This is a genomic window from Caballeronia sp. RCC_10 (assembly GCF_041360715.1).
GTDB lineage: Bacteria > Pseudomonadota > Gammaproteobacteria > Burkholderiales > Burkholderiaceae > Caballeronia > Caballeronia grimmiae.
On sequence record NZ_JBFUPT010000006.1, the window covers coordinates 195,708 to 220,843 of the forward strand.

General features: G+C 61.3%; 27 protein-coding genes and 1 pseudogene. 9 read left to right on the forward strand and 19 right to left on the reverse strand.

The features are described 5' to 3' along the window. Positions 1-53: 53 nt before the first annotated feature. Positions 54-614, forward strand: coding sequence for a J domain-containing protein (locus AB6804_RS14190; protein ID WP_370886961.1), 561 nt, complete (start codon positions 54-56; stop codon positions 612-614). A gap of 9 nt (positions 615-623) precedes the next feature. Here AB6804_RS14190 and AB6804_RS14195 read toward each other — a convergent pair whose 3' ends face one another. The 4 genes from AB6804_RS14195 to AB6804_RS14210 all read right to left on the reverse strand — a co-directional run bounded on the left by AB6804_RS14195 (position 624) and on the right by AB6804_RS14210 (position 2,233). After that, positions 624-872: a hypothetical protein gene (locus AB6804_RS14195; RefSeq protein WP_370886962.1), complete on the reverse strand. Its 249-nt coding sequence runs from the start codon at positions 870-872 to the stop codon at positions 624-626. 318 nt (positions 873-1,190) lie between these two features. Continuing rightward, on the reverse strand, positions 1,191-1,565 hold the full coding sequence (locus AB6804_RS14200) for a VOC family protein (RefSeq protein ID WP_370886963.1): 375 nt from the start codon (positions 1,563-1,565) through the stop codon (positions 1,191-1,193). Positions 1,566-1,576: 11 nt separating this feature from the next. After that, positions 1,577-1,900, reverse strand: coding sequence for a hypothetical protein (locus AB6804_RS14205; RefSeq protein WP_370886964.1), 324 nt, complete (start codon positions 1,898-1,900; stop codon positions 1,577-1,579). Between the two features lie 126 nt (positions 1,901-2,026). Beyond that, on the reverse strand, positions 2,027-2,233 hold the full coding sequence (locus AB6804_RS14210) for a hypothetical protein (RefSeq protein WP_370886965.1): 207 nt from the start codon (positions 2,231-2,233) through the stop codon (positions 2,027-2,029). 210 nt (positions 2,234-2,443) lie between these two features. Between AB6804_RS14210 and AB6804_RS14215 the strand changes: the two genes are divergently transcribed. The 3 genes from AB6804_RS14215 to AB6804_RS14225 all read left to right on the forward strand — a co-directional run bounded on the left by AB6804_RS14215 (position 2,444) and on the right by AB6804_RS14225 (position 4,709). Continuing rightward, positions 2,444-2,977 (forward strand): DUF3280 domain-containing protein, encoded by a 534-nt coding sequence (locus tag AB6804_RS14215; protein WP_370886966.1) that lies wholly within the window; start codon positions 2,444-2,446, stop codon positions 2,975-2,977. A gap of 143 nt (positions 2,978-3,120) precedes the next feature. Continuing rightward, on the forward strand, positions 3,121-4,185 hold the full coding sequence (locus tag AB6804_RS14220) for a beta-propeller fold lactonase family protein (RefSeq protein ID WP_370886967.1): 1,065 nt from the start codon (positions 3,121-3,123) through the stop codon (positions 4,183-4,185). A gap of 113 nt (positions 4,186-4,298) precedes the next feature. Continuing rightward, entirely contained in the window at positions 4,299-4,709 is a 411-nt protein-coding gene (locus tag AB6804_RS14225) for a hypothetical protein (protein ID WP_370886968.1), read from the forward strand. A gap of 20 nt (positions 4,710-4,729) precedes the next feature. Here the strand turns inward: AB6804_RS14225 and AB6804_RS14230 are convergent. Further along, positions 4,730-7,030, reverse strand: a pseudogene (locus AB6804_RS14230) (TonB-dependent receptor). Positions 7,031-7,210: 180 nt separating this feature from the next. Between AB6804_RS14230 and AB6804_RS14235 the strand changes: the two are divergent. After that, positions 7,211-8,251 carry an ATP-binding protein gene (locus AB6804_RS14235; RefSeq protein WP_370886969.1) on the forward strand — a complete coding sequence of 347 codons (1,041 nt, stop codon included), beginning with the start codon at positions 7,211-7,213 and terminating at the stop codon, positions 8,249-8,251. Here the strand turns inward: AB6804_RS14235 and AB6804_RS14240 are convergent. The 11 genes from AB6804_RS14240 to AB6804_RS14290 all read right to left on the reverse strand — a co-directional run bounded on the left by AB6804_RS14240 (position 8,179) and on the right by AB6804_RS14290 (position 19,152). Further along, complete coding sequence (locus tag AB6804_RS14240) at positions 8,179-8,880, reverse strand: response regulator (protein ID WP_370886970.1); 702 nt, start codon at positions 8,878-8,880, stop codon at positions 8,179-8,181. The two genes, AB6804_RS14235 and AB6804_RS14240, sit on opposite strands and share 73 nt — an antisense overlap. A gap of 2 nt (positions 8,881-8,882) precedes the next feature. Further along, positions 8,883-10,073 carry a pyrroloquinoline quinone biosynthesis protein PqqE gene (pqqE, locus tag AB6804_RS14245; protein ID WP_370886971.1) on the reverse strand — a complete coding sequence of 397 codons (1,191 nt, stop codon included), beginning with the start codon at positions 10,071-10,073 and terminating at the stop codon, positions 8,883-8,885. Between the two features lie 12 nt (positions 10,074-10,085). After that, entirely contained in the window at positions 10,086-10,385 is a 300-nt protein-coding gene (gene pqqD / locus AB6804_RS14250; RefSeq protein ID WP_370887046.1) for a pyrroloquinoline quinone biosynthesis peptide chaperone PqqD, read from the reverse strand. Positions 10,386-10,390: 5 nt separating this feature from the next. Then, complete coding sequence (gene pqqC, locus AB6804_RS14255; RefSeq protein WP_370887047.1) at positions 10,391-11,125, reverse strand: pyrroloquinoline-quinone synthase PqqC; 735 nt, start codon at positions 11,123-11,125, stop codon at positions 10,391-10,393. Between the two features lie 43 nt (positions 11,126-11,168). Further along, positions 11,169-12,089, reverse strand: a complete 921-nt coding sequence (pqqB, locus tag AB6804_RS14260; protein ID WP_370886972.1) for a pyrroloquinoline quinone biosynthesis protein PqqB — start codon at positions 12,087-12,089, stop codon at positions 11,169-11,171. 22 nt (positions 12,090-12,111) lie between these two features. Then, entirely contained in the window at positions 12,112-12,681 is a 570-nt protein-coding gene (locus tag AB6804_RS14265) for a cytochrome b (RefSeq protein ID WP_370886973.1), read from the reverse strand. A 63-nt stretch (positions 12,682-12,744) separates the two neighbouring features. Continuing rightward, a complete protein-coding gene (locus tag AB6804_RS14270) occupies positions 12,745-13,566 on the reverse strand; it encodes a formylmethanofuran dehydrogenase subunit C (protein ID WP_370886974.1) in 822 nt (273 codons plus the stop codon). Next, the gene (gene fhcD, locus AB6804_RS14275) at positions 13,563-14,504 is read right to left on the reverse strand and encodes a formylmethanofuran--tetrahydromethanopterin N-formyltransferase (protein ID WP_370887048.1); all 942 of its coding nucleotides are present in this window, start codon (positions 14,502-14,504) and stop codon (positions 13,563-13,565) included. The genes AB6804_RS14270 and fhcD overlap by 4 nt, the downstream gene beginning before the upstream one ends. 5 nt (positions 14,505-14,509) lie before the next feature. Next, positions 14,510-16,201: a formylmethanofuran dehydrogenase subunit A gene (locus AB6804_RS14280; RefSeq protein WP_370886975.1), complete on the reverse strand. Its 1,692-nt coding sequence runs from the start codon at positions 16,199-16,201 to the stop codon at positions 14,510-14,512. After that, on the reverse strand, positions 16,198-17,442 hold the full coding sequence (locus tag AB6804_RS14285; RefSeq protein WP_370886976.1) for a formylmethanofuran dehydrogenase: 1,245 nt from the start codon (positions 17,440-17,442) through the stop codon (positions 16,198-16,200). Before AB6804_RS14285 ends, AB6804_RS14280 begins: the two co-directional genes overlap by 4 nt. A gap of 1,011 nt (positions 17,443-18,453) precedes the next feature. Further along, on the reverse strand, positions 18,454-19,152 hold the full coding sequence (locus AB6804_RS14290; RefSeq protein WP_370886977.1) for a HisA/HisF-related TIM barrel protein: 699 nt from the start codon (positions 19,150-19,152) through the stop codon (positions 18,454-18,456). 13 nt (positions 19,153-19,165) lie between these two features. Here AB6804_RS14290 and AB6804_RS14295 point away from each other — a divergent pair, with 13 nt between their 5' ends. The 3 genes from AB6804_RS14295 to AB6804_RS14305 are packed head-to-tail and all read left to right on the forward strand — an operon-like array spanning position 19,166 to position 21,884. Then, a complete protein-coding gene (locus AB6804_RS14295) occupies positions 19,166-20,197 on the forward strand; it encodes an ATP-grasp domain-containing protein (protein WP_370886978.1) in 1,032 nt (343 codons plus the stop codon). After that, complete coding sequence (locus AB6804_RS14300; RefSeq protein WP_370886979.1) at positions 20,194-21,291, forward strand: hydantoinase/oxoprolinase family protein; 1,098 nt, start codon at positions 20,194-20,196, stop codon at positions 21,289-21,291. The genes AB6804_RS14295 and AB6804_RS14300 overlap by 4 nt, the downstream gene beginning before the upstream one ends. 5 nt (positions 21,292-21,296) lie before the next feature. Next, entirely contained in the window at positions 21,297-21,884 is a 588-nt protein-coding gene (locus AB6804_RS14305; RefSeq protein WP_035962961.1) for an aspartate kinase, read from the forward strand. Here AB6804_RS14305 and AB6804_RS14310 read toward each other — a convergent pair. Genes AB6804_RS14310 through pqqA form a run of 3 tightly spaced genes read right to left on the reverse strand, consistent with a single transcriptional unit; the run spans position 21,875 to position 23,306 of the window. Further along, positions 21,875-22,579 carry a (5-formylfuran-3-yl)methyl phosphate synthase gene (locus AB6804_RS14310; RefSeq protein WP_370886980.1) on the reverse strand — a complete coding sequence of 235 codons (705 nt, stop codon included), beginning with the start codon at positions 22,577-22,579 and terminating at the stop codon, positions 21,875-21,877. The genes AB6804_RS14305 and AB6804_RS14310 overlap by 10 nt on opposite strands. A 22-nt stretch (positions 22,580-22,601) precedes the next feature. After that, positions 22,602-23,171 (reverse strand): DUF447 domain-containing protein, encoded by a 570-nt coding sequence (locus AB6804_RS14315; protein ID WP_370886981.1) that lies wholly within the window; start codon positions 23,169-23,171, stop codon positions 22,602-22,604. A gap of 60 nt (positions 23,172-23,231) precedes the next feature. Beyond that, the gene (gene pqqA, locus AB6804_RS14320) at positions 23,232-23,306 is read right to left on the reverse strand and encodes a pyrroloquinoline quinone precursor peptide PqqA (protein WP_008354335.1); all 75 of its coding nucleotides are present in this window, start codon (positions 23,304-23,306) and stop codon (positions 23,232-23,234) included. Between the two features lie 320 nt (positions 23,307-23,626). On the opposite strand from pqqA, the gene AB6804_RS14325 reads away from it, so the two are divergent. Further along, a complete protein-coding gene (locus tag AB6804_RS14325; protein ID WP_035962966.1) occupies positions 23,627-25,117 on the forward strand; it encodes a form I ribulose bisphosphate carboxylase large subunit in 1,491 nt (496 codons plus the stop codon). Positions 25,118-25,136 lie beyond the last annotated feature (19 nt).

Below are 25,136 nucleotides of genomic sequence, written 5' to 3' on the forward strand. Positions count from 1 at the left end.
TAGCGTGCTAGGATGCCTGTGCCCTTTCCTTCAACGAACGCTAAAGAACGCTGATGGCAACGTTATACGAAACGCTGGGCGTCGATGAGCACGCCACCGAGGAAGAGATCAAGCGGGCGTATCGCAAGGCCGCGATGCGTTGCCATCCTGACCGCAACGTCGGCAATGAAGAGGCCGCCCATACGAAGTTTCACGAGATAAAAGAGGCTTACGCCATTTTGTCGGACCCCGCGCAACGCGAGGTCTACGACCGTATCTTCGCGGAAGAAATGGAGCGCCGTGAAGCGCAGCTACGCGAGGAAGAAGCGGCGCGCGAGGCGCTCTATGCGAAACGTGTATCGCTTGCGATGCGCTTTGCGTCGGAAGGGCATAACGGTGACGTCGTGTTCGGCGTGCTGCTCGGCCAGGATTGCGATGAAGCAACGGCTCGGCAGATCGCGGAGAGCGTCGTTGCATTGCATGAGTCGCGCGAAGCGAAGGCAACGGGCGAACCCGCGCCCGAGCCCGCGACTGAGACGAAGGAAGCGCCGGCTCAAACTGCCGATCAACGCGCCAGCGCAATGAACCCGCTTGGCGCAATGTGGTTCCAGTTCTTCAACAACATGCGTCTTTGAGGCTTCGGGTCACGCAGCGAGCCGCTCTCGCCTGATGTTCGCTCGCTGCGGCGCAGGCGGATAAACGCACCACTGTCCGTCACCGTGTCGAAAGAAGAATAACGCTCTCGACGCCGCGCCCTGCAATGTTTCGACGCACACGTACCGCGTGTGATCGGCGCGAGTACGGCTGAACTTCGTGACATGCACCGGCACGCTTGCCGGCGCGAGCCATTTCTCCACTTGAGAACGTAGGGATCGTTCGTTGATGCTTTTCATCTGAAGTCTCCTGCACGCGGCGTTCATGTCTGGATATCGGCTAGAAGCGCACGAGGCTTTAAGCCGCATGAATGACGCCTGCCGCAACGCACCACACTCGTGACAAAGCACTTGAACTCTACGCCGTGAATCCGCTAGCGTCGTGCCTTTTTGCGAAATAGCAACAGCACATGACCAAGCTTTAATTAAGGCGTTGATGTGCCTGTATGTTCAACACGTGTCGTGCGCGGGTATGTGCGCGAACGGTCATATCGTCGGACCGATGCGTACGGTTACCGTCAAGGAGCCACTAGCGAAACGCATGCCCGGCCCAATGCGTTATAGCGGACGCGCGAAGCTGAGTTCGTGACCGTCGGGATCGGTGAGATGAAAATAGCGCTCGTTCCAGGGCGCATCGCGCGGCGCAAACAGCGGCTCGATGCCGCTTGCGCGCGCCTTGCGATAGAACGCATCCACGTCGGAAACGTAGATGATGACGCGGCCCCACCATTGAATGGGACCGTGCGTTTCGCTGGTGATGTTGAGAAAGGAACTGCCCAACGCGAAAGAGGTGAACGCTTCATCGGCGCCGCCGTGAACGATGCGAAAACCGAGCGCCTGATAGAAGCGCACTGCACGTGGCATGTCGTGCGTCGCGAGCGTGATTGCGCTCAGACTTTCGACGCGCGCATCGTCGTGATCCGAAGGTTGCATGCTTCCCGCTGTCATTTTGGATGACGATGCGAAACGATCGACAGCACCGATAAATCCGGATGCGTCCCGTCGATGATGCTCTTGCCGATATGCCGCGCTTCTTCCACTGCGTCTTGCGCGGTCCGGTATTCATCATCGCCATCGGCGTGGAAATAAACGGCTTCCGCAGGCGTATCGGCGTTCGTTCCATGGCGGCATACACGACCGATGAACACATATCGCTCAGCCGCGCGTGGAGGCGCGTGCTCCGGCGTCGGTTTTATTTGCGGCAGCACGTGTATGTCGAAGCCCTCATATTCGAAGACCTGCCATTGTGAAGCGGGTTCGCCGGACATGATCGCCTCCCTGTCGTTGCCAGGCTCGCATTGCAACGTTACTCCACTTCGGCATGCGAATCCATCGGGGAACGACGGGTTGCCAAGAGCGGCTCGCGCGCGATGGACACGAGCCGCCAAGCCGCATCACACGATATACGGTCCGCTGATGCGCCCTTCGAAGATGGCGATGTTGATGCCCCAGTCATCGACGGTTGCGGGCGCGCGGCCATCGACGATGGCGGACACGGCCCTTCCGCCTGTGATGCGCTGCATCTGTTGCTGAGAGAGCGTGGCTTCGTCGCGGGTCTGAGTATCGGGCGGAAGGTCCGCAATGGCGAGAGTGCGTTTCATGGTGGTGCTCCTGGCGGGTAGCTTGAAGTGGATCGAGCATCGCGATGCTCGCCACGAGTTTTGCAAGGCCTATGCCAATTTACGCCGCTTGAGCGTGGGCAATGCGCAGCGCGCAACAGCCGCACTTGATCGGGTCGACAGGCGGCGGTATGTTGGAGTCGCGCGAACAGATGAACACCGTGGTGTTGGCGCATCAATCGGGACTGGACCATGACCGTCATTGTTCGAGCATTGAGTTTTGTCTTCGCGAGCGCAGTGCTTTTTAGCGGCTGCGTTCTCGCGCAAGAGGCGCGGCAATCTATTGCACTGCTCGACTGCACGCTCATCGACGACAACGCCGCCTACAACGACGCCGACATCAACCGGATTCAAAGCCAGCGGCTTCAGATGATCAGCAGCACCTTGCGCGATGACGTACACCAACGCGCTCTGTTCGAAGTCGCGGATAACGCGCGTGCGAGCGATCTCATCGCCTCGCTGCAGAGCGGTCAGGACATGAGCGCGTGCAATGGCTGTGAGCTGCGCGTGGCGCGTGAGTTGGGCACGTCGCGGGTCGGGGTGTGCTGGGTGCAGAAGATCAGCAATCTGATACTCAACATGAATCTGCGGGTAGAGGACGCACACAGCGGCGCAACGCTCTTTCAGCGTTCAGTCGATATTCGCGGCAATACGGATCAGTCCTGGCGACGCGGCGCAAAGGCACTGGTCGATCTTCTCGCGAACGATGCGTCCGCGCTTCATTGATCCTTTGCGAAGGGAATCGGGAATTTCTCCCGCCCGATGCGATTGCGTGCGCGGCGTCTCCTGCGCTAAGTTAGTCGTTGGGCCAGGCTCACCTCAAACGGCCCGCCATAGAACGAACAAAGAACGTTCAGCCGGAGACGCTCATGCAAGTCACCATCAAGGCGGCGCGCCTGGCGTGCGCGTCGTTTCTCGCACCCGCTTTGTTTCTCTCCGCATTCAGCGCGCACGCCACCGCTCAGACCGCTTATGTGACCAGCGAAACAGCCGGGGTCGGCGTGATCGATCTCGCGAATTTCTCGCTTGCCAGAACCATCGACGTGGGCAAAGACGGCCCGCGCGGCCTGAGCCTCAATCAGGACGGCACGCGCCTGTATGTCGCCAACAAATCGACGGGCGATCTTTCGGAAATCGATACCGCGTCCGGCAAGGTCACGCGGCGCGTGAAGATCGGCAAGAACCCGGAATTCGTGCGTGTGTACGGCGGTTATGCGTATGTGACGTATGAGCCGGGCGAATCCGGCGCGCCGCCCAAGCCCGGCGAGCCCGAGAAGGACGACGACGACGCGAACTCGCCGCCCGCCGAAATTGCCATCGTCGATATAAAAGCGTTGAAGGTCACGCGTTCGGTCAAGAGTGGCCATGAAACGGAAGGCGTCGAATTTTCGCGGGACGGCACGCTGATTCTCGTCACGAACGAAGGCGACGACACGGTGTCCGTCTACCGTGCGCGCACGGGCAAGCCGGTGCGCACCGTCGAGCTGCAGAAGGGCTCGCGTCCGCGCGGCATCAAGATATCGCCCGATGGAAAGCAATACGTCGTCACGCTGGAGAATGCGAACAAGTTCATCGTGCTGGACGGCAAGGACCTGAAGGTCGTCAAGACCGTCGATACGAAAACCGGCCCCTATGGCGTATCGTTCGATCCTTCGGGGAAGCGCCTGATCGTGGTTGCATCGCGGGACAAGATCCTGCAAGTGTTCGACGGCGCGACCTACGCGCACATGAGCGACATACCCGTCGGCCAGCGCTGCTGGCATTTCAGCTTCACCCCCGATGGATCGCGGCTGCTGCTGGCATGCGGCCGCTCCAATGCGGTGTATGTGCTCGATGCGTCGAACTTCCAGACCATCAGCCAGATCGGCGACTTGCCGCTTGCATGGGGCATCGTCACGTATCCGCCGAGCGCGGGATCGATAGCGGGCCGCTGATTGCGCTGGCCGCACGGCCGTTTCGCTTTGCACCGTGCATCGTTGCTCAATCCACCTTCCGCCTCGCTGTGAGCGGCTGCTAGTATCAGATAGGCTCTCCGGCGAGGACAATCATGCTTACATTAGCCGAGGCGTTCGACGCAATATCCGATACTCCGGTAAGCAGGCGCATTCTGATTGCGGCTCAGGGCAGCACGGGCAACTGCCGATGGCTGCCCGCACACGTCGGCAAGCACGGCGAGCTTCGTTACGAGCAGTGCATCCAGGAAGGCATCGAACTGGACGACGATGCCGCCGACGCGCTTCGCCTCTTCGATGCCGGCTCGCTTTCCTCGTGCGCGCTCGTCGTGCATCTTGGCGCGCTGGGCGTGGGCGCGCTCGTGATGGGACCGGAATCGCCCAGCGATGCCATGCGGATGCTCGAGCAACTCAAGGCCAACGCACTTGGCCGCTTCGTCGAGAGATTCCTGGCGGACTTGCGGCAACGGCGACCTGCAAAGATCTATCCGTTCAAACCGCGCTGAGTTGGAGCTGGCAGCAGCACTCAGTTCCATGCATAGCGCAAGCCGACCCAGACGCCGCGTGGCGCACCAATGCCGAGAAATTGCTCATTGGTGGTATCCGCGCCGTTGAAGGTATGGTTCGGCCCGTTGAAGAAGTTCTCGCCGAGAATCGCGAAGTTCGCGTAGCGCTTGTTGAGCAGGTTCTTGACGGTCGCATAGACTTGCAATTGCTTCGTGACGTTATAGGTCGTGTCGAGATCGATCAGGAAATAGCCGGCGATGCTGCCGTTCACATCCTGATTGTTCTCGTCGCCGCGCGCAAAGATATTGCTGCGATACGTCAGATTCGTGCCGATGTTCCATCGCGAGAGCGGGTTGTAGTCCACACGCAGTTTCACGGTATTCGCGGGAATGCCGGGAATGCGGTCTCCAGAATGCAAGGTAATGTTGCCGTCGGCGTCCGCGCTCGAATTACTGGCGCTGTTCTCCCTCCATGTGGAACGATACGTCGCGTTCACATAGCTGTAGCTCGCGGCGAACCCGAGCGGTCCCCATCGCGTGCGGCCCGCGAGTTCGAAACCCTGACGGCGTGTCTTGCCGACGTTCTGAAAGTAGCCGAGCGTGCTCGTTGCGCCTTCGCTGCTGACGAACTGGATGTCGTCCGTGAGCGTCGTGCTGTATAACGCAGCGCTCCAGGTCGTCGATGTGCCGATATGTCCGCGTGCACCTATTTCGAACGTCTTCGAGATGACCGGCTTTAGTTCGGGATCCGAAATGAAATCGTTCGGAAGCGAGCACGGGGCGTTCGGGTCCGCGCATGCAAGCTCGATTGCGGTCGGGGAGCGCATGCCTTCGTTGTACGTCGCATACGCCGTGAACCACGGCGTCGGGTTCCAGTTGAAGCCAATTGCCGGATTGAAACGCGAGAACGTGTGCCGTCCATCGAGGAGCGGCTGCACGCCGCTTTCATCGCCGATGGTCGCCTTGGCCCAGTTATAGCGGCCCGCGAGCGTCATCGACCATTGCTCGGTGAAGGACAGCGTATTCTCGAAGTAAATGCCCCAGTTTTCATTGCGCGTCTTGGCGTTCGTCGTCGGCACGAAAGGGCCGAGGCCGATGGTCGCGCGGCTATCGGTGAACTCCGCGGGCTGCGCCGACTGAGTGAAATGCGAATTGGCGAAGTCGCCTGCTCCGCCCAGAATCAACTGGTTGTCCATGCCGAACAGCTTATTGAGCAGCGTCAGTTGCAGGCTCGCGCCATAACTGTCCGTCACGATCACCGATTGATCGTTGGTCGCCTGCGTGAGATCGATCGTGCCGTCCTCATCGACTTCGCCGTAATTGTCGTTGACGTTGCTGCTCACGTTGCGGTTGCGATAGTGCCGGTAATACAGATTGCCGCTCAACTCCACATTGGGCGAAAAGTAGTGCTCGCCCGACAGCGTGATATAGCCCACCTGATTTTCATTCGTGTCGGGAAACGTATAAGCCTGCTTGTAGTTGTCGAGAAACGAGCGCGGAATGGTCTGCGATCCGTTGAGCGTGTTGTCCGCGCCGCCCATCGAGAGAGAAATGGTCGTGTCGGCGTCCGTGTAACGTAGCTTCGCGAACGCCTGACGCAAGCGGCTCGAATTGTGTGCCGCCCAGCCGTTGTCATTCGCGATGTTGGCCGTGAAGTAGTAGTCGAGGTTACTGCCGATCACGCCGCCCTGTTCGATCTGCGCAGTCTTTTTGCCCCATGATCCACCGCTGATATCGATGTTCCCGCCGGGATTCGTGCGGCCGTTCTTGGTCGTGATGGCGATTGCGCCGCCGAGCGTATTGAGGCCGAAGGTCGGGTTCGAGCCGGGAATGAGTTGCATCGTATTGATGGCGGCTTCCGGAATGAGATCCCAGTTCACGACATCGCCGAAAGGCTCATTGATGCGAACGCCATCGAGAAACACTGAAAGACCCTGCGGCGTGCCGAGCAAGGGCGACGCAGTGAAACCCCGGTAGTTGATATCCGTTTGAGACGAATTGCCCTGCGCGTCGTTGACGTCGACACTCACCACGTTTTGCTGCAGCTAGTCGGTGACGGTCGCGGAGTGCTGCGCTTCGATCTCGTTGCCCTTGATGGTCTGCACGTTCGCCGGCACCTTTTCGAGCGGCGTGCCCACGCCCAATAACGGTGTGGTTCCTACCACGACGATAGTCGGCAATTCCATATTCGGCGGCGCGCTGGCCGCTTGCGCCCATGCGCCGACAGTGATGCTCGCGAATGCGCTCCCGAACACGAGCTTCAGTCCCGCTCGGGGTTTGAACCGATGCGCGATGGCGGACCGGCGCGGCATGCTCCTCATTGTCGTCTCCGGTTATTCTTTCTTGTGCGCTTCCTTGAAACGATCGGCCTTTGATAGAAAGAGTCGCACAACAATCCGTGCGCGCACCGGGAGCTTTTCCCGATCGTGCAGGGAAGGGTTCCCAAACGTCATTTGCACGCGCCATCGCGCGGGCCTGGCGTGCTTAAAATGGATTCCGCGATGCCATCCGAATCCTTGTCCTCTCTCGCTGAAGATGCTTCCAGACGCGCCAAGCCTTCGACGGCGTCGCGCGATCTGGCATGCGTGCTCGCGATGACGATCGTCGCGGGCGCAGGCTTCGCGCTGATCGACTTCAGCGAATTCACTTATCGCTGGACGCGCAGCGCCGAGCGCTTTCAGCTCGATGAACTTCCTGCAACCTTGTTCGTGCTTGCGCTCGGCTTTGCGTGGTTCGCATGGCGGCGCTACAAGGACGCGCGTCGCGAAGTGCGCCGCAGCCATGCGCTCGAACAGGAGGCGGAACATCTGCTCGCTGAGAACCGGCGGCTGGCGAATCAGGCCATTACCGCGCAGGAAGCCGAACGTCGCCATTTAGCGCGCGAGCTGCACGACGAACTGGGACAGTACCTCAACGCGATATCGCTCGATGCGGCACGTATTCGCGATTTGTCCGCTGAACGCGAGGACGAAATTCATCGGCTTGCTTTAGCGTTGATGCAAAGCGCGACGCACGTGTACCGCGAAATCGGCGGCATGACTCGCAAGCTAAGGCCCATCGGCCTCGATGAATTCGGCTTGCCGACCGCCATGGAACATTGCATCGAAGGCTGGCGCGAACGCTTGCCGCAAGCGGAATTCACGTTGACGGTAGAGGGCGATTTCGACCATCTCGGCGATGCGCTCAACATAGCGCTTTATCGGCTCGTGCAGGAAGGGCTGACGAACGTGTCCAAGTTCGCGCGTGCATCACGGGTCGAACTCTATCTGGTACGCACACCGGAAACGGAGAAAGGCTCAGGAGAGGTCGTCGTGACTATCGCGGACGATGGTCCGGGCGTCGATCTGTCAGTGCCGCGCAAGGGCCTGGGGCTCGTCGGCATGCGCGAACGCGTGGAGGCGCTGGGCGGCGAATTTCATCTTGCGAGCAGTCCCGGTCAGGGCTTTCTGGTCTGCGCACGCGTACCCGTTCAGGCGGGGCGGCCGTTGCCTAGCGAGCCGAACGAAGGCGCGTCGGGGGCGCCAGTAAGATCGGAAAAATGAAGTCCCAGGCGATTGGCGATCTGCGCGAGCTGGACGCCGTTATCGGCGCCGAATTTCTGCCGTATCACCGATTGATGATTGGCCACGGTCTTCTGGCTCAGTCCGAGTTTCTCCGCGATGCTCGGCAGCGTATAACCTTGCACGAGCAAACGGAGCACTTCGAACTCACGCGCCGATAACTGTCGTCCCGGCGGTCCTTCCTGAATCGTCGCGCGCAGTGCGATCGCTTGCGAGATATCCGGGCTCAGATAGCAAACGCGACGTGCAACCGAGCGCACCGCTTCGACGAGCACATCGGGCGCGCTGGCTTTCGTGACATAACCGCGCGCGCCGGCATCGAGCGCACGGCGCACGAAAATCGCTTCCTCGTGAACGCTGAAGATCAGCACGCGTGCATTTGGCTCGCGTGCGAGCATGCGACGCATCGCTTCGATACCGCTTGCGCCGGGCAGTGCAAGGTCCATGACGACGACATCGGGCTGCAACGCGCAGAACTTCTGATAAGCCTGCGCGGCATCCGCCGCTTCGCCCGCGACGCTGACATCGGGGCTGAGTTCGAGCAGACGCTTGTAGCCTTCGCGCACCACGGCGTGATCGTCTACGAGCAGCACGGAGATATCGGCATGCATGGTTATTTTTCTCCGACTTCCGATCCATCCGTTCGATGCGTCGAAGCGAGCCGCCGCGAATTCGCATCGTTACGAAAGACGATGGGCTGTTCCTGCGGCTCTTGTCTCATCGAGGCCGCGCGCACCACTTCGATTACTCGCTCATGATGCGCGGACTTATCGCAAACGGGGTCCGCATTCGCCGGGTCTTGCGTCAGAAGATAAGCCTGACAGCGGCATCCACCGAGATCGATTGTTTTCTCATCGCAACTGCGGCACGGCTCTTTCATCCACCCAAAGCCGCGAAAGCGGTTGAATGCATCGCTCTCGTACCAGATGTCCTTGAGTGGCGTGTCGATCACGTTGGGAAACGTGAGACCCGGAAGCGAGCGCGCCGTATGACATGGCAGCGCGGCACCGTCCGGCGCGATGCCGAGAAACACCGAGCCCCAGCCGTTCATGCAGCGCTTCGGGCGACGCTCGTAATAGTCGGGCACCACGAAGAATATCTTGCACTTGTCGCCGATTTCCTTGCGATACCGTTCGACCACGGCTTCCGCTTCCTGCAACTGCTCGGCGGTCGGCATGAGTTGCGCACGGTTCGCATGCGCCCAGCCGTAGTACTGCGTATTGGCGAGTTCCAGATACTCTGCGCCCATGGTGAGTGCCATGTCGATGATGCGCCCGATATGCGGCAGGTTATAGCGATGCAGCACGCAATTGAGCACCATCGGAAAGTCATGCGCCTTGATGAGACCGGCGACGCGTTTCTTCAAATCGAATGTCTTCGTGCTCGATAAAAAGTCGTTCAGCTCCTGCGTGGAGTCCTGAAACGAAAGCTGAATGTGATCGAGGCCCGCGTCCTTGAGCGCGGCAAGGCGCTTGTCCGTCAGGCCGATGCCCGACGTGATGAGGTTCGTATAGAAGCCGAGCTTGCGGGCTTCACCGACGAGCGTTTCGAGGTCATCGCGCAAGAGCGGTTCGCCACCGGAAAAGCCCAGTTGCGCTGCGCCTAATGCACGCGCCTGACGCAACACGTCGAGCCATTGCGCCGTATCCAGTTCGCGCGAATGGTCCGTGTAATTCACCGGGTTGTAGCAGAAGACGCAGTGCAGCGGACAGCGATACGTCAATTCAGCAAGCAGCCACAAGGGCGGCGCAATGGGCGTCCCTTCGTGTTCGGGCTTGGCGATGGGTTCGGAAAGATCGGTCATGCTTGCACCTTTTCACTCCAGCCAGCCACGCGCACGCGCGCCGGCGATGAACGCGCGCACATCGTCGCCGAGATCGGCTGCGTTGAACGCCTGTTCCAGATCGGCGACGAGCGCGGGAATATCGCGCGTGCCATCGCAGCGAAGCAGGATTTGCGCAGCGCTCTGATTGAGCTTCACCATGCCTTCGGGGTAAAGCAGCACGTGCGCGTCTTGCGCAGGCTCCCATTGCAGGCGAAAGAGCCGCTTGAGCTTCGGACGCAAGGCATCGTCCGGAGCGTCGACGGCTTCGTTTATGCGCTGAGTCGGATTCATGTCGCTCATGCCGGGAATGCCTTTTCGATTGAATCGAGCATGGTCCAAAGAATATCCAGCTTGAATTGCAGGATATCGAGTGCGCGTTGCTGTTGCTCGCGCGTGGTGAAATGCGAGAGCGTCACTTCGAGACCATGTTCGACGTCACGCTGCGCAAGCGACACGCGCGAGCGAAAATAAGCGAGCCCTTCCTGTTCGATCCATGTGTAATGCTCTGGCCACGTGGCAAGCCGGTCCTTATGAATCTGTGGTGCGAACATCTCCGTCAGCGACGAGCACACTGATTCCTGCCACGGCGCGCGACGTGCGAAGTTCACGTAGGCATCGACGGCGAAGCGCACGCCCGGCGTCACGAGACGAAGCGACCAGAGATCGTCGCGCGAGAGCCCGACTGCATCGCCGAGACGCGCCCATGCTTCGATGCCGCCGGGTTGTTCTTCATAACCGTCGTGATCGAGAATACGGAGCACCCAGCGGCGGCGCGTCTCGCGATCCGGGCAGTTGGACATGACCGCCGCGTCTTTGAGCGGAATGTTGATCTGATAGTAGAAGCGGTTCGCGACCCAGCCGCGTATCTGCTCACGCGAGCATCCTCCGCTATTCATCTTCACGTTGAACGGATGATGAATGTGGTACGACGTGCCCTTCGCGCGCAGTTGCTCTTCGAACTGCTCGCGCGTCCACGCGGGGCCGGCTTCATTCAGTGCGGTGAAGTGCGGGCCGGTCGTGGGGTTCAGCATCGGCGTGAAAGCGTTGCCAGTCATTCAATAATTCTCCGCGATGTCATAGCTCGAAGCTCATGCCGTCATGCGCCACTTCGATGCCATGCTCCGACAGCATGCGCCGTTCGGGTTCGTCCTCGATCAGGATAGGGTTCGTGTTGTTGATATGAATGAGCACCTTGCGCACGTCCGCGCGGCCGATCGAATCGAGCACTTCGATCATGCCGCCGGGACCGCTTTGCGCGAGATGTCCCATGTCCGCGCCGGTTTTCTTCGTCAGGCCGAGGCGGATCATTTCGTCGTCGGTCCACACGGTGCCGTCGACGAGCAAGAGGTCAGCGGTGCGCATCGCATCGAGTACATGCGGTTCGAGTGCGCCGAGGCCGGGCGCATAGAACGCGCGCTTGCCCGTGACGTTGTTCGTGAACATGAGGCCGATGTTGTCGCCCACTTCCGGCGCTTCGCGATGCGGCGAATACGGCGGCGCCTTACTCGACAGCGGCAGCGCATCGATGCTGACGCGCGGCAGTTCGGGCACGCTGAACGCGGCGCCATCGAGCGCAATGCGGCGATGCTCGACGCCGCAGTAATGCGAAAGAATGGATGTGACCGGAAAGCCCGTCGACAGGTCCTGCCATACCGCGTCGGTCGTATAGAGCGGCAGCGGCGTGCCGCGCTCGCGCAGCATCAACAGGCCGGTGACGTGGTCGATCTGCGCGTCCATCGTGATGACCGCGGCGATGCCCGTATCGCGCACGCGGCGTGCGGGCTGCAACTCAGGGTTCGCCGCGATCTGCGCGAGTATGTCCGGCGATGCGTTGACGAGCAGCCAGTCCTCGCCGTTGTCACTGACCGCAATCGACGACTGCGTTCTGGCACGCGCGGCAATGACGCCGCGGCGCACGCCGTCGCAATTGCGGCAGTTGCAGTTCCATTGCGGAAAGCCGCCGCCCGCCGATGAGCCCAAAACGCGAATCTTCATCGTCAGGTCCTGCGCGAATACGTCATGGCCACATTCTCCTTAACAGCCCGTCTTTATCGATGACCTGATGCTTCATTGCGCCCAGAAAATGAAGGACGATCAACGCGGCCAGCATCCATGCAATGAAACCATGTATGCCGAAGAACAATTCGCGCATTGCTTTATCGTCCGATCCCCATTGTGGCAGAAGCACGCCCCAGAAGCGCGTGCCGTATTTGTTGAACGACGAGCCGAGATAGCCGGTCAGCGGCATCGCGACCATGCCTGCGTATAAAAGACCCTGCGTGGTGCTCGCGGCGGCGCGTTGCCACGCTCCCATCGGCGGCAGAGGCGGCCGGCCATAGGCCAGGCGTACCAGGATGCGGATCAGCACCAGCAGGAAAATCGTCAAACCGAGCGACTTATGGAAGTTGATGACGGTCGACTTGAACGCCAGTCCGCGTGGCAGGCCCACCATATAGAAGCCGATGCACAGCATCGCAATGATGGCGATGGCGATGATCCAGTGCAGCGCAATCAGCGGCCGGGCGAAGCGCTCGTTCGCCACCGTCGACCGGCCGGGCGTCGCGGGCCGGGTGCCGACTGCGGTCATGGCATGCCTCCTTCGCGAAAGGGCATTGGTGCGGCGGATAGAGGGTCCATTGTTATCGTCGTTTCATGAATTGGCGATCAGCAATTCCCCCCGTCCGTCTACGGCAAGATCACCGGTATAGCGCTTCGGCAATGCGTTTTGCGCGAGCGTCGAGAAAGGCGCGATCTCTCTGGCGAGCATGCGCGCAAGCAGTCGCCAGAAGACATCGAAGCCGCGTCCGCCTTCCGTGAAGGTGGGTGGAACGCATGAGGGATTCTTCAATAATACGACCGTGCCGCGCCGCATACCATAGCCCAGGTGTGCGCCCGTTTGTCCTGCGACACAGACCGTCCCTGCAACGATGCGCGAAGCAGCGAAATCCCCGGCATTTCCGCCGATGAGCACGGTGCCGCGCCGCATGCGGTCCGCAAGGCGCGCGCCAGCATCGCCGTGGACGACGAGCGTTCCGCCGCTCATGCCTTCCATGTTGCCTGGCAGCGCGGCCGCCGCGAAGTCGCCGACGTTGCCGTGGACGGTCATGCGTCCCCCTTGCATCTCGCATGCGGTGAACCGGCCCGCATTGCCTTCGATCGACAATTCGCCGCCTGCCATGCCGATGCCGACGTAGTCGCCCGCATTCCCGTGAATTGTGAGCTTGCCTTCTGTAAGCGACGCGCCGATGCGATCGAGCCAGGCCACATCGCCTTCTATACGAAGCGAGGCATCGGCTGCATCGGCCTCGGCGATGCCGAAGAGATCGCCGATCGCGCACGTTTCACCGTCTGCGTGCAGCGGCAGTCTTGCCCGTTCCGTAGACGACATCTGTGCCAGCGTTATAGGAAGTAATTTGGACCCATCCACGCGAAAGCCAGGCGCACTTTTTACGCGCAGGGTGACGGCGTTCATGCGCGTGCTCCAGTGACGCCAGCGGATAACTCATGCAACTTGAAGTGATAAGGCCCGAGTTTGCCGCCATAGTTTCCGGCTGAAATGCGCAAGACTCCCCCTGTGCGTCCGATAGACGTCGCTGCGGTGATTCCGGCTGTCATTGCCGCGCCGACGTCGGCATCGGTGAGACCGTCGATCACGATTTCGAGCACGCACGCCACTTCCGGAGTGAGTTCGCTTTGCTTCGACAAGCCGACGAGCGTGGGACAAAACGCATCGTTCGTGGATGCCGTCGCGCCTTTGTACTTCGAGCCGATCTTCGACCCCGAACGCACGACGCCGCCCGGAAAAGGCGTAATGACATTGGGCAGCTTGTGCATTGCGGCAACGGCGGCTTCTGCGGCATGCAATGCACTGTCGATGTCGCGCGCAAGAAACAACAGGTTGCCGCCGCCCACTGCCTTGACGGTTGCAGTGAATTCTTCGCAAACGAATTCGCCGTCCATGACGGGCACGCGCCAATAGCGCGTCGTGCCAAGCACTTTCGATATCTGAAAGCCATCGCCGAAGAAGCGCAGGCCGGCGCCAAGCGGTGCATTGTCGGAGAGCGGCGCACGGCTGGTGGACGGATCGATTCCGCCATAGACGGCCGTCGTCGGGCACGTCAATACGCATTGCCCGACGCGACGCGCAACCTGCTTAGCCAAGTCCTTCGACGACACCGCGAAGATCAGCACCGATATGCCTGGCCTTCCGTCGGGCGTTTCATTGCCAGCAAGGTCGCGTTCGATGCCCGCCTCGCATCCGCAATCGATGACGGACGTGGCGAAGCCCGTCAGCGAATTGGCCGCATGACGCGCCCACGTCGCTGTATGCGCGGTAATGATCAGACGCGTCGCCTTCATCGGAAAGGCTTCTGCGAAGGTGTCGTCGATCTCGGTGTCGTTGATGCGCATGGTGGTCATCGCCGTTCGCATGCGACCGGCAAGAGCTTGCCGCCGTTGCAGACCGTACACATTTCGTCGTCGCCGATCGCGATGTTTTCGAACCTTCCCGCCAGATTCGCGTCCGTGTAGTCGCGCACGCGCTGTTCGATTGCGCGGTCATAGTCGGGCGTCACGAAGTGAATCCCGCCCGCCGGCGTTTGCAGCAAGGTTCCGTCGCGCGCAATGAGTTCGCCGTCCTTGAACACGAATGCGGGCGACGTGAACATGCGCTCGCGATCCGCGTTTTCTCGATACACCGCGATATCCGCCGCCGCGCCCGCGCCCAGATGCCCGCGATCGGCGAGGCCAAGCAGACGCGCGGGGCCGGCACGGGTGATGATCGCTATTTCATAAAGAGAGAGTTCGCGTGTGATTTCACTGAGCACGCTCGCGGCTTTTGCATCGGCGTTCAGCTTGTCGAGTTGTTCGTCGCGAAACGGCTTGTCCATCAACAGGCGGATCAGATGCGGATAGCTCGTGAACGGTCCGCCATTGGGATGATCGGTGGTCATCGATACGCGCCACGGATCATCGACGAGCAGAAAGATCTCCAGCCCGATGATCCACTGCAGCGCATTGACGAAGCTCTGCTCGCGATACCGAAATGGCACGACGCCGCATCCGCCGTCGCATTCGATATCGCCCAGTATCCATTTGCGAGGACGCGCAAGCGGTGCATTGCGGAACTGCATCATCGTGTCGCCGGATGCGGAGACCGTCTGACCGAAGATGATCTGGCCGACATCGATCGTTACGTTGGGGCGTGCGTTGACCGCTTCCGCGATTGCGCGTGCGCCCGATGAAAACTTGAGCGGCCCTTCGGTCCCATAGCTATGAAACTGGATATGCGTAAGATGGATGGGCAGGCCATCGGATGCGTCCATTGTCGCGATCGTCGATTGCACATTGCCCGGCACACCGAGATTGCTCGCGTGCACATGCAGCGGATGCGGCACGCGCAGTTCGCTCAATGCGCGCGTCAACGTCCTTAGCACGTCGCGCGGCGTGATGCCGTAATGCACGTGTGCTTCGTCGAGATCGAGCGAACGCTGATTGAACTTGAAGGCGGAGATGCCGCCGGGATTCACGACCTTGACGCCGAGCGCCTTGTTCGCGTCGATGGTCCAGCCGACGTAATCGCGCATGCGCTCGAAGTCTTCCTTTGCAGCAAGCATCTGCAGGAAGAGTTCGTCGTTGCCCATCATCACGTAGGCGCCGTGATCGATGATCGGCGTATCGCCCATTTCGAGGTGCGTGTGACGTGCGTTGGATGCGACCATCGCCGGTTCGAACGCGGCGGTGTAGCCCATTTCCGCATAACGATAGCCGGTGGCAAGCGTTCCGGGCGCGCATGTTCCGCACGAGGGCAGACGCATATAGCGGCCTTCGCCGGGCTTGTCGGGGACGGCGCGTGCATCGTTGCGATGATCTTCCGGCAGGAGCAGGCGCGACAGATTGGTCTTGCCGCCGCCGATATGCGAATGCAGGTCGATGCCGCCGGCCATTACGATCATGCCGCTCGCGTCGAAGTCGCGTTCGGGCGGAATGCTTTCGCTCTGCGCCTGATCGACGATGCGGCCATCGCGAATGATGATGTCGCGCCGGACGCCGTCGATGCCGTTCGCCGGATCGTAGACGGCGGCGCCTCTGATGCGCGTGAGGCTCATTGCGGCCTCCTTGCGCGGACTAGTTCGCTGGCGATCGCGGCTACGGTTGGCAAAGCCGTATCACGTGCAGGGACGAGCGGCACGACGACCGAGGCATCGACGCGAAAAAGGTGGCCGTTGCTATCGATGCCGGGTGTCGCGACCGGGATGAAGACCGTGGTTGCGTTGCGCGCGGCGTGCGTCGTCGCGGGATGGCCGAGGATGATGGCGGGCACGTCGTCGGGTAGCGACGAAGGCAGTGGCTCGGGGCCGAAGCTCGATATCCATAGCAATGCGTCGATCTCCTTGCGGCGCAATAGGTCGTCGGTGCGGTAGCGGTGCGAATCATGTTCGAGCGGCACGCCATACGCGACGCGCGTGCGCAGCGGAAAGCCCGATAGCCACGTGACGGTTTGATTGACTGAGAGTGCGCCGTCGTCGCCGGTCAGCGCGAGCGCGCCTGCGCGTGTGGTGCGATTGATCGTCTTGACGATGCGGTTGATCGCTTCGATGGCGAGGGCTGCGTGTGGAGCGGGCAGCGTGCCGGGTTCGTAGACGAATGCGGTGTAGTGCGCGGTGTGGATGCGTTCGAGCAATGCTTCGAGTTGTTGCGCGGTTCTCGCGTCGCCGAGCGCATTGGCGTTGCGGCCTTCCGTCAGCGCGGACCAGAGCGCGAGGATGTCGAAGGGGTCGGTGTTTAGCAGTATCGCTTTGGCGTTCGTGCTTGCGGCTGGATCTGTGTTGCATCCGACGAAGACGATATCGGTCTGGGGGTTGAGCACACGCTCGTAGAAGCGCGGATAGTGCCGCGATGGTTCGCACGCGATGACAACGATCAGATCGGCGCGCGAGCGTATCTCCGAGAGCGTGGTGAAGAATGCGCCGCGATCCTGTAGCGCAAGTGTGCTGGCGGCGAGCACGTCGCCGTGCAGATGATCGAGGATGGCGCCGCTGTGTGCCGCGAGGTCGTATAGCGCGCGTGCGCCGGCGATGTCGGTTGCTAGTCCGCTGAAGAGCGGACGGCGGGCTTGTTCCAGAATTTTTGCCGCTTCGGATAGTGCTGTGGTCAGGTCCGTATCCTGGCCATTTATCTGGGGTTTCTTTGTTGCGTCGTTGCTCGTGAAGGTGGCGAGCGATCGCGTTAGACGCGGACAGGTCGTGTTCAATGCCTCCAGACTCGCAGTCAGCACGATGTCCTCGCATAGCAGCGGGCAGAAAGGACAGGCTCTTATTGCTGGCGCTTGGGGAGGTGAACTGGACATAGTGGGCGAGCTTTTAGCAAGGTCTATGCCGAACGGGGGGTTCGCTGGCGCTCGGGTTTGGTTGTTTTCTCTTCTTTTTTTCGTGGCGGTCTATTAGTGTGCCCCTCCCCGGGGCGGGGGTCACTTTCTTTGCCGCTGCAAAGAAAGTAACCAAAGAAAGCAGCTTTTTTGAACCGCACGATGCACTAAGTTGTGTGGTCACTTCGTAGAACAGCAGTGGTACTCAGCTTGAAAGAGCCTTGAATTACCTTCCGCGCCCGCTGACTACTAACGTCCTCCGAGCCCCTTGGCTCGACAACACCATTGGGCACCACGCGCTGCGTGCTATCAACGCTGTCGAGCGTTCAAATCAAGAACATGTAAAGGGCGCAGCCGAAAAGCCACGCAGCAAACACGGTCTAAAGGCGGGAACAGTCTTGCACGATCGAGAGCCGCTCAACGTTGCAGTCCGCCTCATCACAAGCGTCGCGCGGCAAATCGGTTGAATCACAACGGAGTGCGAAGCCCGAGCGAGAAAGGCTTCAGTAAGGGCATTCAATCAAATTTGGTCAGCCTTGAGCCGTAGCGTGGCGCATGTTCATACAGTCGGTTTTGACGAGCCAAGGGGCTCGGAGGACGTTAGTTGTCAGCGGGCGTGGAAGGTGATTCAAGGCTCTTTCAAGCTGAGTGCCACTGCTGTTCTACGAAGTGAGCACAAGTCTGTGCATCGTGCGGTTCAGAAAAAAGCTGCTTTCTTTGGTTACTTTCTTTGCATGGGACCAGAGTAAGGCGCTGAAGCGCCAACTCTGGTCGACAGCCAAGAAAGTGACCCCCGCCCCGGGGAGGGGCGAGCTAATAGACCGACACGAAAACAAGTTCAACGCAAGCAGGCTCAAACAAAGCAAGCTCAACGCAAAGCAAGTGCAGCCCCAAATGCTCCCAAATCGCCACAAACTGTCACCTGCTGACCCAGCAAACCCGACCTAGGGAGCCCGCGATGCGAATCAATCTCTCGATGGCATAGATATTGAGTCAGGCCAAAGCCGAAACCCCAAGTGCAAGCTCATGAACCGCCGACCCGACAAGCCACCCGTGCGCGCCAGCGCGAGATGCACGTGCAAGATCACTGCGATCCCGCACGCCGCCCGCGCCGAACAAGAGACGCTCACCGGCCATCTCGCGCACGGCAGCAAACGTATCCAGATCAGGCCCGGCGCGCGCGCCAACCTGATCGAGTGTCATGACGATGACCCGCATCGGCCAACAAGCGCTATCGCCATGAAGCGAACCCAACGCCCGCCCGCCGTGATAATCGAGCGAAAGAACCGGCTCATACCCAGCCGCAGCGGCATCGGCAATTGCGCCCGCATCGCGCAGACTCTCAGTCCCGAACACCGGCACGAGCGATGCCCCCGCACCGCAAGCACCGAACAACGCCCGCACCGATGCAAAGTCGCTGAACCCCGCATCGAGCCAGATAGAAACGCCCTGCCCAAGCGCATCGCAAAGCGCAGCGAGCGCATCGACATGCGCGCCACGCTCCAGAATCGCGCCGAGATCCGCCACATACAACGTCGGCGCCCCCGTCGCGCGAAGCAATGCGCGAGCAACCGCAACCGGCTCGCTTGTCGCACACAGTGAAGACCGAATCGGCCGGTAGCGCGAACGCTCGCCGCGCACCGCATGCACCACATGACCGTCGAGCAGATCGAGAACGGGTATCACCTGCATGGATCGCCTTCCTTTGATCAAACTATTCGTATTCGAGTACCTCACCGGAGGCGGCATCGACCCGGATATCGCCAGCCCGGCGAGCCTCGCGGACCTGAGTGCACTGATCGTCGAAGGCCGCGTCATGCGCGATGCCATCGCAGCCGATCTGCGCGCATTGCCCGGCATCGACGTGACCATCGCCAGTTCACGCTTCGAACACGTCGATGATCGCTATTCGCACCAACGCGCGCAAGAAGGAGAATCCATCACGCAGTTCGTGTCACGCATGGCGCGGGAGCACGATTACGCACTCGTCGTCGCGCCCGAATGCGACGGCCTGCTGTTGCGTCTCTACGATGCGGTCGGCGCAACCCGCTGGCTCGGCTGCGCGAAGGAGACCATACGCGTTGCATCGAGCAAGAGCGCAACGGCCACGTGCCTCGCAGCTCATTGCATCGCAACGACGCCCGCGCTCGAGCCGGAGCAGGCCGCATCGCTCGAAGCAGCTAACTGGGTGGTCAAGCCCGACGACGGCGCAGGCGGTCTCGATACGTATGTCTACCGCGACCTCGACGCCGCGCTGAAGGAATACGAAGCGCGCGCCGCCGCCGGGCGCAATCCCGTGCTGCAGGAATGGATCGATGGCGAGCCGCTCAGCCTCTCGCTCATCTGCGACGAGGCAGGCGCGCAACTCGTGTCCATCAATCGGCAACGCATCGGCATAAGCAGCGACACGCCATCGCATCGTAATGAACGCATCGTCGAATTCGATGGCGTCGATTCCGATTACATCCCGCTCGATAGCGCGAAGGGCCACGCCCTCGAACGTCTCGCGATGCGTGTCGCACACGCGTTGCCGGGGCTGCGCGGTTTCGCCGGCATCGACGTCGTATGGAACGAAGCGCGCGGGCCCGTGGTGATCGAAGTCAATCCGCGCCTCACCGTGGCCTACGCGGCAATCAGCAAGAAGCGCAATCTCGCGGCGCAATTGCTCGCGGCGCATCGTGTGTCAGGCTTCGCACACCATGACACGCGCGTGCGCGAAGTGGGAGCGTCGTCGTGACCGCGCGTAGCGGCGACGCGCCGGTATTCGGCTGGGACGTGGGTGGCGCGCACGTCAAAGTCTCGATGACGAGCAAGGGCGCGCTCGTCGATGTCGCGCAATGGGCGTGTCCGCTATGGCAAGGCATTGCGCATCTCGAGCGAGTCATCGGATATGCGTTCGAACGCTGGCCCAGTGCAGCCGATGCCTCCGCGCGCCACGCCGTCACCATGACCGGCGAAATGGTCGATCTCTTCGCGGATCGCGCCGAAGGCGTGCGCACGCTCGCACGCACGCTCGCGCAGCGGCTCGGTCAGCGCACGATGTTCTATGGCGGCGAATCGAACTGGCTCGCGCGATCCGCGTGCGCCGATGGCTGGCGCAAGATCGCATCGGCGAACTGGCTCGCAACGGCTCAATGGATCGCGACGCGTGTGCCTCATGCGGTGCTCGTCGATATCGGCAGCACGACCACCGACATCATTCCGATCATCGATGGCCGCGTCGCCGCACGCGGCACGAACGATGCGCAGCGTCTCGCAAGCAGCGAGCTCGTGTATCAGGGCGTCGTGCGAACGCCACTGTGCGGCGTCGCACATCGCATCGCGTTTCGCGGCGAAAGCACCGGCGTGATGAACGAATGGTTCGCGACGACGGCGGATGTCTATCGTCTGACCGGCGAGTTGTGGGACGCGCACGATCAGCATCCGAGCGCCGACAACGGACCCAAGACCGAAGCCGCGAGCCGCGCGCGCATCGCGAGAATGATCGGACGTGATGCAAGCGATGCGAAACCCGACGAATGGCGCCGCTTCGCATTCGCGTGGCGGCACGAGCAATTGCGCACGCTGGAAGCGAGCCTTGCACGCGTGAGTGCGCAGCATGCTTCACTGAATTCCGCACCGATCGTCGGCGCCGGGTGCGGACGCTTTCTCGCGGAGGCGCTCGCGCGGCAGGAGGCGCGCGGATACATCGAATTCGCGCGCCTTGCGGGTGTATCGGATACGGACGATGAGCGCGCGGAATGGGCTTCGACGTGTGCGCCGAGCGTGGCGGTCGCGTTGCTCGCATCGGCGCCCTTGATCGCGACGACAACGAATCTCGAACGAGGATAAAGACCATGTGGGTGGTCAAGATCGGGGGAAGCCTGAGTCACGATCCGGCGCTGCGCGAGTGGCTGATGCGGCTATGGGAAGTAGGCGGAGGGCGCGTGGTGATCGTGCCGGGCGGCGGCGATTTCGCGGATGCGGTGCGGCGATATCAGCGCGAATGGCGCTTTGACGACCTCGCGGCCCACAACATGTGTCTGCTCGCCATGGCCCAATACGCGATCCTCATGCAAGGCATCGTGCCCGACCTCGTGCTCGCATCGAACGAAGATCGCATTCGCCGTGCATTGCGCGATGGCCGCGTGGCCGTATGGGTGCCGACCGACCTCATGCGAACGACGCCGGATTCGATGACCAACTGGGACACGACGTCCGACAGCCTCGCCGCATGGCTCTCAACGACGCTCAACGCCGAGCGCCTCTTGCTCGTGAAATCATGCGATGTTGAAGCCCACGCGCCACTCGACATGCTCGCGGCGAGCGGCGTCGTCGACAGGCGCTTTCCTGCTTATGTGCGCGATGCAAATTATCTCGTCGAAGTGTTCAGCAAGGGCGATGCATCGCGCATGAGGGACAGGCTGCTTGCGTTTCAGGCATGAGCGGCAATGGGCTGGCCGTGCAGCGCGAGCGCCCAGTTCCGCACGCGCGATGGATCGAGCCGGCCGGTGCGCCCCTCGCGTTCATCGCATAGTGCGCCTCTGAAGCCTGCAATATCCGGGGCAAGCGCGCGAATCCTGTCCAGATCGGGCCAGCCGAGCGAACCGGCGAGCGCCGTCATCGTGCCGCTCGAACGCGCCTCTGCGATGCAACGTCCGAGGGCCGCGACGTCGACGCAATCGAACAGCGTGCGGCCATTCTTGCTCGCGGTATCGAACACCATGCCGACGAAGCCGAGTTGCGCAGCAAGCGCCGCAAGCTCGCAGTCCACGCCTTCATCGGATAGCAATACCGGCACGACAGCCGCAGGCAGACCCGCAAGATGACGCAGGCAATCGGCCGCGCGCGGGCCGGGCACGACGCCGACCTTCACGTAATCGACGCCTGTCGCCGCCACGTCGAGCACGCGGCGCGTCATTTCATCGAGCGCATCGTTCGGCAGATCGCCGATCGTCGCGCTGATCGGCCGTACCGCATATTGCGCGCGCAATGCACGCACGATGTTCGCGATGTCCTGCAACGCGACGCCGCCGAGCGCGCCCGCATGCGGTTCCTTCAGATCGATCAGTTCGGCGCCGGCGCTGGCCGCGTCGAATGCCTCATCCGCCGAGCGGACGCTTGCGAGCAATGCGGTCATCGTCAAACTCCGGAGGGATGCGTCAGGAATGAAGCGCGTTCGCGCGATGCGCTTCGATCGCCTGCAAGAGCCAGTTCCATGCGGTGCGTTCGGCGTCGCCGGCTGTCTTGTCGATGGCGATGCGCAGATACGCAATCTCGCTATCCACTTTCTCGGGCGGCAACATGAAGAGACGGCTCACGAGAATCGCGCCTTCGACGATGGCCGCCTGCGCCCGATTGAAGCCGGGAAACGGCGCATGCGTTTCACGATGCACGCACTCCATGCGCACTAGGGGGCGCGTGTCATCGTCGTGTAAATCGGCGAGACGCAGCTCGATATGCGCGAGTGGATCGGCCAGCCGCACGCTCGGTACAGTGGTGGCTGCAAGCGTCGGCCAGTCGCGCTGAAAGCCCGTCACGCACCCGGCGAAGATGCGTACGTCGGTCGTCAGATTGATGACGGCGCTGTTCGTCGCGATGATGTTGTCCAGCGTAATCGACGGGCGAAACGGCGCGAGAATCGCGCGCTCTTCCTCGAAGCGCACGCCCATCGGCGCGATATGCGGAAGCCCGTCGCGGTCCGCGGTCGTGACGATGGTCTCATAGATCATGATCGATTCGCACCCGCACGAAGAGTTGAAGCGATGCTTCCTCGTGCGGGCTTATCCGCTTCAGCGCGTGGCGATATACATCGTGATTTCGAAGCCGAAACGCATATCGGTAAAGCTCGGTGTGGTCCATTGCATGGCTTGTTTCTCCTTGACGAGGTAAGTGGAGCAACGCCGCCCGTCGCACGGAAGGCATTCTCCACGCATGCGACGCAAGGCCCATGCCAAAGAAGTCGATACGTCCGGCGCGCTCGCACTGTGACGGAAACGCAGCAAAGTGTCCCGTCCGTGCGCGTGACGTTAGATAAGGGATCGTTTAGACCCGCGCAAGAAATTCGTGAATTCACAAGGGATGACCGCGCGCCTACTCTGCATTCACAGCAAGGCGCAACACGAACGCGACGGTCGCGGATGTCTCGGACACGTCGTTCTCATCTTCCCCTCGTGAAGGAAACGGAATGAACGACTTCAGCAAGGCCGCCATCGAGGCGGCGCGCAATCCGGCCGATCCCCGATCACGCTATGCGGCCGGCGTGATGAAGTATCGCGAGATGGGCTACTGGCAGCCCGATTACACGCCGAAAGACACGGACGTCATCGCGCTCTTCCGCATCACGCCGCAAGCAGGCGTCGAGCCGGAGGAAGCGGCGGCGGCGGTCGCGGGCGAATCGTCGACTGCGACGTGGACTGTCGTATGGACCGACCGCCTCACCGCATGCGACATGTATCGCGCAAAGGCGTATCGCGTCGAACCGGTGCCGAATGCACGCGCCGACGAGCCGCAATACTTCGCCTATATCGCCTATGAACTCGATCTCTTCGAGGAGGGATCGGTGGCGAATCTCACGGCATCGATCATCGGCAATGTGTTCGGCTTCAAGCCGCTCAAGGCGCTGAGGCTCGAAGACATGCGCATCCCCGTTGCCTATCTCAAGACGTTTCAGGGGCCGCCGACGGGGATCATCGTGGAGCGCGAAAGGCTCGACAAGTACGGCAGGCCGCTGCTCGGCGCGACAGTCAAGCCCAAGCTCGGCCTGTCAGGAAAGAACTATGGCCGCGTCGTGTATGAAGGGCTTAAGGGCGGCCTCGATTTTCTGAAGGACGACGAGAATATAAATTCGCAAGCGTTCATGCACTGGCGCGACCGCTATCTGTTCGCGATGGAAGGCGTGCATCGCGCGCAAGCGGAAACCGGCGAAGTGAAGGGCCACTATCTGAACGTGACCGCCGGCACGATGGAAGACATGTATGAGCGCGCAGAGTTCGCCAGGGAACTGGGCTCGTGCATCGTGATGATCGACCTCGTCATCGGCTGGACGGCGATTCAGTCGATGTCGCGCTGGGCGCGCAAGAACGACATGATCCTGCATCTGCATCGCGCGGGACACGGCACCTACACGCGGCAACGTAATCACGGCATCTCGTTTCGCGTCATCGCGAAGTGGCTGCGCATGGCGGGCGTCGATCACGCGCACGCCGGTACGGCAGTCGGCAAGCTCGAAGGCGATCCGCTTGCCGTGCAGGGCTATTACAACGTATGCCGCGAGCCGCGCAACGACGTGGACCTGCAGCGCGGCATCTTCTTCGATCAGCCGTGGGCGGGCTTGCGCAAGGTGATGCCGGTGGCGTCGGGCGGCATTCACGCAGGGCAGATGCATCAGTTGCTCGACCTCTTCGGCGACGATGCGATCCTGCAATTCGGCGGCGGCACGATCGGGCATCCGCAAGGGATACAGGCGGGCGCAACGGCCAATCGCGTCGCGCTCGAAGCGATGGTGAAAGCGCGCAATGAAGGGCGCGACATCGTTCATGAAGGGATGGACATTCTCGAAGCCGCTGCGCGCTGGTGCACGCCGCTCAAGCTCGCACTCGATACCTGGCGCGACGTGACCTTCAACTATGCCTCCACGGACACGCCGGATTTCGCGGTGACGCCCTCGGTGGCCTGACGATCAACGACGAGCAACG